The following is a 5,478-nucleotide window of genomic DNA, read 5'->3' as shown; positions in this document are numbered from 1 at the left end:
CCACGTGGCTCCGGCTCCAGCACCGGCCCCGGCCCCGGCGAGACAGCCGTACCGGCCCGCCACTGTAATCCCGCCGGCGCCGCCGCCCCCTCCGGCGCCTGCGCCCGCACCTCCGGCCATCAACATCCCGCTACTCCCGGTTCAGCCGCCCCCAGTTGTTCAGCCGAAGCACGTGACCATCGGTTGACGCTCCACCACATCAACGAAAGGACCCACCATGGACCCCATCACCGCTCTCATCGCCCTTGGAGCGGCGATTCTGCCGTATCTCGGTCCCGCCGCGGCGCTCGGTGTCTCACCGCTCGCTGCTGGGATCGGCGCCGCCGGACTCGGCACCGGTAGCGCAGTCTCGGCTCTCGGGCTCGGTGGCGCAGCCGCGGCCAATCCGTTCACCGGAGCAGGTCTCCAGAGTGCGAGTGCGGATGGTTTCAACAATGGCGCGGCCGCTGTGGCGGGAGCGGTCAACGGCCTCAACATCCCGGGAGTGCACCTCACCGTCAACTGAACTCCAGCACCGACCGCGTCCTGCGGCCTCCGACTCCGGTTGGGTGGCCGCAGGGCGCCGGTGCTTGAATAGCGCGATGAGCAGCGTGACCTACCTCCAGCAGACCGACGCGTCGTGGTTGCGCCCGGCACGCCGCGCAGACCTGACGATCTCCCGGGTCTTCCCGGCTGAACCCGTCTTCAACTCACGGATGTACCGGGAGATCGGTGGCAGCTGGAACTGGACCGACAGACTCGACTGGTCGGACGGGCGCTGGGCCTCCTATTGCGCTGACCCCTGCGTCACCACCTTCCGGGCGAGCCGGGGGGGCGAGGCCGCCGGATTCGCCGAACTGCGCATGAGCCCGTGCGGAGACGAACCGGGTACAGAACTCGACGACCCTGCGGACGGCGTTGATGTCGAGATCGTCTACTTCGGGCTGCTCCCCCGGTTCGCCGGCCTGGGCCTGGGCGGATGGTTCCTCTCCGAGATCACCCGTATCGCGTGGCAGGTCCCGGGGTGCCGCCGGGTCTGGCTGCACACCTGCGTGGACGACTCCCCTGCCGCGATACCGAACTACCTGTCCCGAGGTTTCGTCGAATACGCCCGGGAGTCCACCGGCTGCACGGACTGCACAGCCCTGGCCCAGGCCTGAGTCACTGGGCTGACTCACTGGGCTGAGAGCCGACTCAGGGCCCGCCCGCTCATCCGGGAGACCAGCCTCTCCGACACGGTGCCGAACGTCTGCAGGTCGTCGTCGTCGAGCCCCTCGAACAGCCACTCCGCCAACGCCACCCGCGCCGACACGACCTCGTCCACGATCCGACGCGACTCGTCGGTGAGGTTGACCAGCCGGACCCGCCGGTCGTCCGGCGGCATGGTCCGGACCACGTGGCCGCTCGCGACCAGACCGTCGACCAGTGCGGTGACCTGGCGCGGTGAGCAGTCGAGGAAGGTCGCCAGCTCCACCTGCTTGCACTCGCCCTCGAGCCCCAGGACGAACAGCAACTCGAGCCGCGGAACGGTGAGGCCGTAGTTCGCCGCGGCGCGTTCGATCGATCCCGACATCTCCTCGGCCAGCATCAACGCGCGGTCGAGAATCTCACTCACGGATAGCGCCACGTGTATATAGTTACCACTATTCACCTTTCCCACCCCTGCCGACCCGGCGGGGGACGAGGCGCAGGAGACACCGTGAACGTGACCATCCCGGCGGGATTCGACTTCACCAACCCGGACCTGTTCGAGAAACGGCTCCCACACGAGGAGTGGCGCCAGCTCCGGCAGTCCGAGCCGATCCGCCGCGTCGACAAGCGGCCCGGCTCAGACGGTTTCGACGACGACCATTACTGGCTGGTGACCAGACACGCCGACGTCAAGGAGATCTCGCGCCTCACCGGGGAGTTGTTCTCCGCGGGGGAGAACACCATGATCCCGCGCTTCTCCGAGGGCACCGACCGCTCGATCATCGAGGCCCAGCGGGAGATGCTCGTCAACGAGGACGGCGAGATCCACAAGAAGCACCGGCGCATCATCTCCCGCGGATTCACCCCCCGAGGCGTGGCCGGGATGCGGGACGAGCTCGCCGACCGGGCGCGTCAGATCGTCACCGCCGCCGCCGAGTCGAACGCCGACGACTTCGTCACCGCTATCGCCTCCGAGCTCCCGCTGCAGGCGATCGCGGATCTGCTGGGCGTGCCGCAGGAGGACCGCCACAAGATCTTCGAGTGGTCCAACATCATGACCAGCTACGACGCCGGCGGCGACCCGGATGCTCCCGCCATCGCGTCCATGGAACTCATCGGCTACGCCAACGCCATGGCCGAGGACCGTGCCGCCAATCCGCGGGACGACATCGTGACGAAACTCGTCCAGGCCGACGTCGACGGCGAGCACCTGTCTGCCGAGGAGTTCGGCTGGTTCGTCACGCTCCTCGCGGTGGCCGGCAACGAAACCACCCGCAACGCCACAACCCACGGGATGGTGGCCATGCTGGAGAACCCCGACCAGTGGGAGCTGTTCAAGCGCGACCGGCCCGAGACGGCCTACGACGAGATCCTGCGGTGGGCATCGCCGATCACCCAGTTCCAGCGCACCGCCATGGAGGACGTCGAGATCGGGGGAGTGTCCATCGCCAAAGGTGATCGCGTGCTGATCTGCTACGGGTCCGCCAACTTCGACGAGGAGGTGTTCGACGACCCGTTCACCTTCAACATTCTCCGCGATCCGAACCCGCACGTGACCTTCGGCGGCCAAGGTCCGCACTACTGCCTCGGCGCCAACCTCGCACGGATGCAGCTCGAGCTGATCTTCAACGCCGTCGCCGACTACTTCCCCGACCTGACCTCACTCGGCGAGCCCACCCGGCTGCGGTCCGGGTGGCTCAACGGCCTCACCGAGTGGAAGGTCGAGCTGGGCGCCTGCCCCGTAGCCCGCTGAGCAGCGGCTCGCTGAACGCTGGCGGCGGCGCGGGCGGGGGACAGGCCGGGCCACGCTCACCCGGCCACCCTCACCCGAGCCCGGCCAGCAGGACCATGTAGGCCGCCGTTCCGAGGATGATGCTCACCGCCGCGCGCCGAAACGCCAGGTGCACGGCCAGCGTGAGCGCCAGCGCCGCGGTGGCGGGCAGCCACGAGCCGAGCTCGGCGGAGGTGTCGCGAAGGGTGTAGACCACCAGCACCGCCATCACCCCGGCCGGCATCGTGCGGCCCAGATAGCGCACGAGACTCGAGTCGCGGAGCCTGGTCAGAGCGACGAACGGCGCGGCGCGTAGTGCCACCGTCACGACGAACATCACGCCCAACCCGGCCAGCAGGTAGTCGGCCCCTAGCACCGGGACGGCGGTCACCGGGGTTTTCACGTCGGTTCCCGCCCCTCGCGGGTCGCCCATACGTACCGCGCGATCAACACGGCCACGAAGGCGCACAACCCGACGATGAGCATCTGGTCCGGGGCCAGCCACGCCGCCACCAGACCGCACACCAGGCCGATCACAGGCGCCGGTAGGTCTCCCGAGGCGCGCCACGCGTCCACCGCGAGGACGGCGAAGAGCGCGGTCAACGCGAACTGCAGACCGTCCAACCCCTCCGGCAGGGTCGTGCCGACGAGCGCCCCGACGATGCCGGGGGCGACCCACAGGGTCTGACAGGTGATCGCGATGGTCAGTGTCCGCGGCCCCGTCATCTCACTGCGCTTCTTGGTGGCGGTGATCGCGTAGACCTCGTCCGTGAGCGCGTACACCGAGTAGAGCCGACCGAGCCGCGAGCGGATCGCCCCCAACGGGAAGCTGAGCCCGTAGAACACGTGACGGAAGTTGACGAGGAACGCCGCCGCCGCCAGCGAGTACAGGGGAGTGACCGCGGTGAGCAGACCGATCGCCAGGAACTCCATGGACCCGGCGTAGATCATCACCGAGAACACCGGGGCCCACCACCACGCGAACCCCGCCTGGGTGAGCAGCACCCCGAACGCCAGCCCCAGAGGGATCAGACCCAGCCCGACGGTCGAGCAGTCGGCCAGACCCTTACGGATCTCTGCACTGGTAGAGGAGCCGGACTGCACGCCGAGCAGTGTAACGACCGCGGAAGCCTGGCCACCCCCGACGGGAGGCGGCACACTGGGTCCCGTGAGCGTGCGCGAGGCCACTCCGCCGCCCGGGGTCAGGCGGCTGGTCCCCTATGCCGTGGAGGGGATCGGCCCGCGGCCGCAACGGCCACCCCACCGGGGACTGCCCACCTCCTCCCTCACCGTGGTCGTGGCCACGGACTCTCCGCTGTTGTGCTCGTATTCCTACGACGAGTGGGCCCGCGGGGAGGGGGTGCGCCACGACGTGTGCATCGGCGGGTTTCACACCCGGCCCGTCTATCTGCAACGACCGGATCGCGAGGAAGGGGTCCAGGTCGAGGTGCACCCCCTCGCCGCGCGACGCCTGCTCGGGGTACCCGCGGCAGCTCTCTCCGAGCTCACCCATGACGGCGAGGACGTCCTCGGGTCGCGGATCCGGGCGCTCCACTCGCGTGTGGCGTCAGCCCATCCCCGTGACCGCGCGGCGCTCGTGGCCGCCGGGTTGGCCTCGGCGGCGGGCAGGTACGAGCGCGTGCCCGGGCCACGCCGGGAGGTGGTGGGCGCATGGCGCCTGCTCGGGCGTTCCGGTGGCCGGATGCGGGTGGCAGACGTCGCCTCCGAGGTGGGGGTCACGCCCCGGCATCTGTCGACGCTCTGCAGGGCTGAACTGGGGATCGGCACCAAAGCACTCGCCGACCTGATGCGCTTCGAGGCGACCCACTCTGCGCTGAGGGAGGCCGTTCGCCGGTCCACGGGGCCACGGCCGGTCGGACTCCGACTGGCCGACCTCGCCCATGACCACGGGTACGCCGACCACGCGCACCTCGACGCCGCCTACCGGCGGTACGCGGGCACATCACCGACGAACTGGATCGCCGAGGAGTTCCGAAACATCCAAGCCTGGCCACCCGACCCCGGAGCAGACTCATCGGCATGACTACTCACGAACCCGGCGCCGCACCCGCGCCCACCGTCTGGCACTGCTTCCGCTGCACCGACTCCCGCCTCGTCATCGACTGGCTCGTCGACACACTCGGCTTCGTCGAGACCGTCTCGCACCCCGACGACGGCCGCATCGTCCACGCCGAACTGCTCTGGCCGGAGGGCGGAGGCGTCATGCTGGGGGACGGTGGGAGAGGGGACGACGACCCACACGCCACACCACCCGGGTCGGGTCTCGCGTACGTCGTGACGGCCGACTCCGATGCCGTCTACCAGCGCGCCCTGGCGGCGGGGGCCGAGATCGTCATGGAGATGCACGACACCGACTACGGTGATCACACCTTCTCCGCCCGAGACCCCGAGGGGAACGTGTGGTCGGTGGGGCAGTACCGGGGGCACCCGGCGCCCGATGCGGTCACCGGGTGACGACCGGGCGCACCGGCCGGGATCACCGGGCCCGATCGAGCCGCGGCACGACGGGCACCGCC

The 5,478-nt window shown here is 69.6% G+C and carries 8 protein-coding genes; 5 read left to right on the top strand and 3 right to left on the bottom strand.

Annotation, left to right across the window (positions count from 1 at the left end; all coding sequences use genetic code 11):
* Nucleotides 1–217 precede the first annotated feature (217 nt).
* A complete protein-coding gene (locus G6026_RS09000) occupies nt 218–505 on the top strand; it encodes a hypothetical protein (RefSeq protein WP_182612961.1) in 288 nt (95 codons plus the stop codon).
* A gap of 76 nt (nt 506–581) precedes the next feature.
* Nucleotides 582–1,139 (top strand): GNAT family N-acetyltransferase, encoded by a 558-nt coding sequence (locus G6026_RS08995; protein WP_182612960.1) that lies wholly within the window; start codon nt 582–584, stop codon nt 1,137–1,139.
* A 14-nt stretch (nt 1,140–1,153) separates the two neighbouring features.
* On the opposite strand, the gene G6026_RS08990 is transcribed toward G6026_RS08995, so the two are convergent.
* Complete coding sequence (locus G6026_RS08990; RefSeq protein WP_231750418.1) at nt 1,154–1,594, bottom strand: MarR family transcriptional regulator; 441 nt, start codon at nt 1,592–1,594, stop codon at nt 1,154–1,156.
* 84 nt (nt 1,595–1,678) lie between these two features.
* On the opposite strand from G6026_RS08990, the gene G6026_RS08985 reads away from it, so the two are divergent.
* Nucleotides 1,679–2,923 carry a cytochrome P450 gene (locus G6026_RS08985; protein WP_107757861.1) on the top strand — a complete coding sequence of 415 codons (1,245 nt, stop codon included), beginning with the start codon at nt 1,679–1,681 and terminating at the stop codon, nt 2,921–2,923.
* 70 nt (nt 2,924–2,993) lie between these two features.
* On the opposite strand, the gene G6026_RS08980 is transcribed toward G6026_RS08985, so the two are convergent.
* Nucleotides 2,994–3,374 carry an AzlD domain-containing protein gene (locus G6026_RS08980; RefSeq protein WP_182612959.1) on the bottom strand — a complete coding sequence of 127 codons (381 nt, stop codon included), beginning with the start codon at nt 3,372–3,374 and terminating at the stop codon, nt 2,994–2,996.
* On the bottom strand, nt 3,341–4,045 hold the full coding sequence (locus G6026_RS08975) for an AzlC family ABC transporter permease (RefSeq protein WP_107758304.1): 705 nt from the start codon (nt 4,043–4,045) through the stop codon (nt 3,341–3,343). The genes G6026_RS08980 and G6026_RS08975 overlap by 34 nt, the downstream gene beginning before the upstream one ends.
* 64 nt (nt 4,046–4,109) lie before the next feature.
* Here G6026_RS08975 and G6026_RS17900 point away from each other — a divergent pair, with 64 nt between their 5' ends.
* Together G6026_RS17900 and G6026_RS08965 are read left to right on the top strand one after the other, a co-directional pair.
* Nucleotides 4,110–4,985 (top strand): helix-turn-helix domain-containing protein, encoded by an 876-nt coding sequence (locus tag G6026_RS17900; RefSeq protein WP_156607325.1) that lies wholly within the window; start codon nt 4,110–4,112, stop codon nt 4,983–4,985.
* Complete coding sequence (locus G6026_RS08965) at nt 4,982–5,416, top strand: VOC family protein (RefSeq protein WP_107757864.1); 435 nt, start codon at nt 4,982–4,984, stop codon at nt 5,414–5,416. The genes G6026_RS17900 and G6026_RS08965 overlap by 4 nt, the downstream gene beginning before the upstream one ends.
* Nucleotides 5,417–5,478 lie beyond the last annotated feature (62 nt).

This window comes from Dietzia sp. DQ11-38-2, from assembly GCF_014145055.1.
In the GTDB taxonomy this organism is placed as follows: Bacteria; Actinomycetota; Actinomycetes; order Mycobacteriales; family Mycobacteriaceae; genus Dietzia.
Note: the sequence above shows the minus strand (reverse complement) of the source record. Positions and strands in the feature narration are given on the sequence as shown.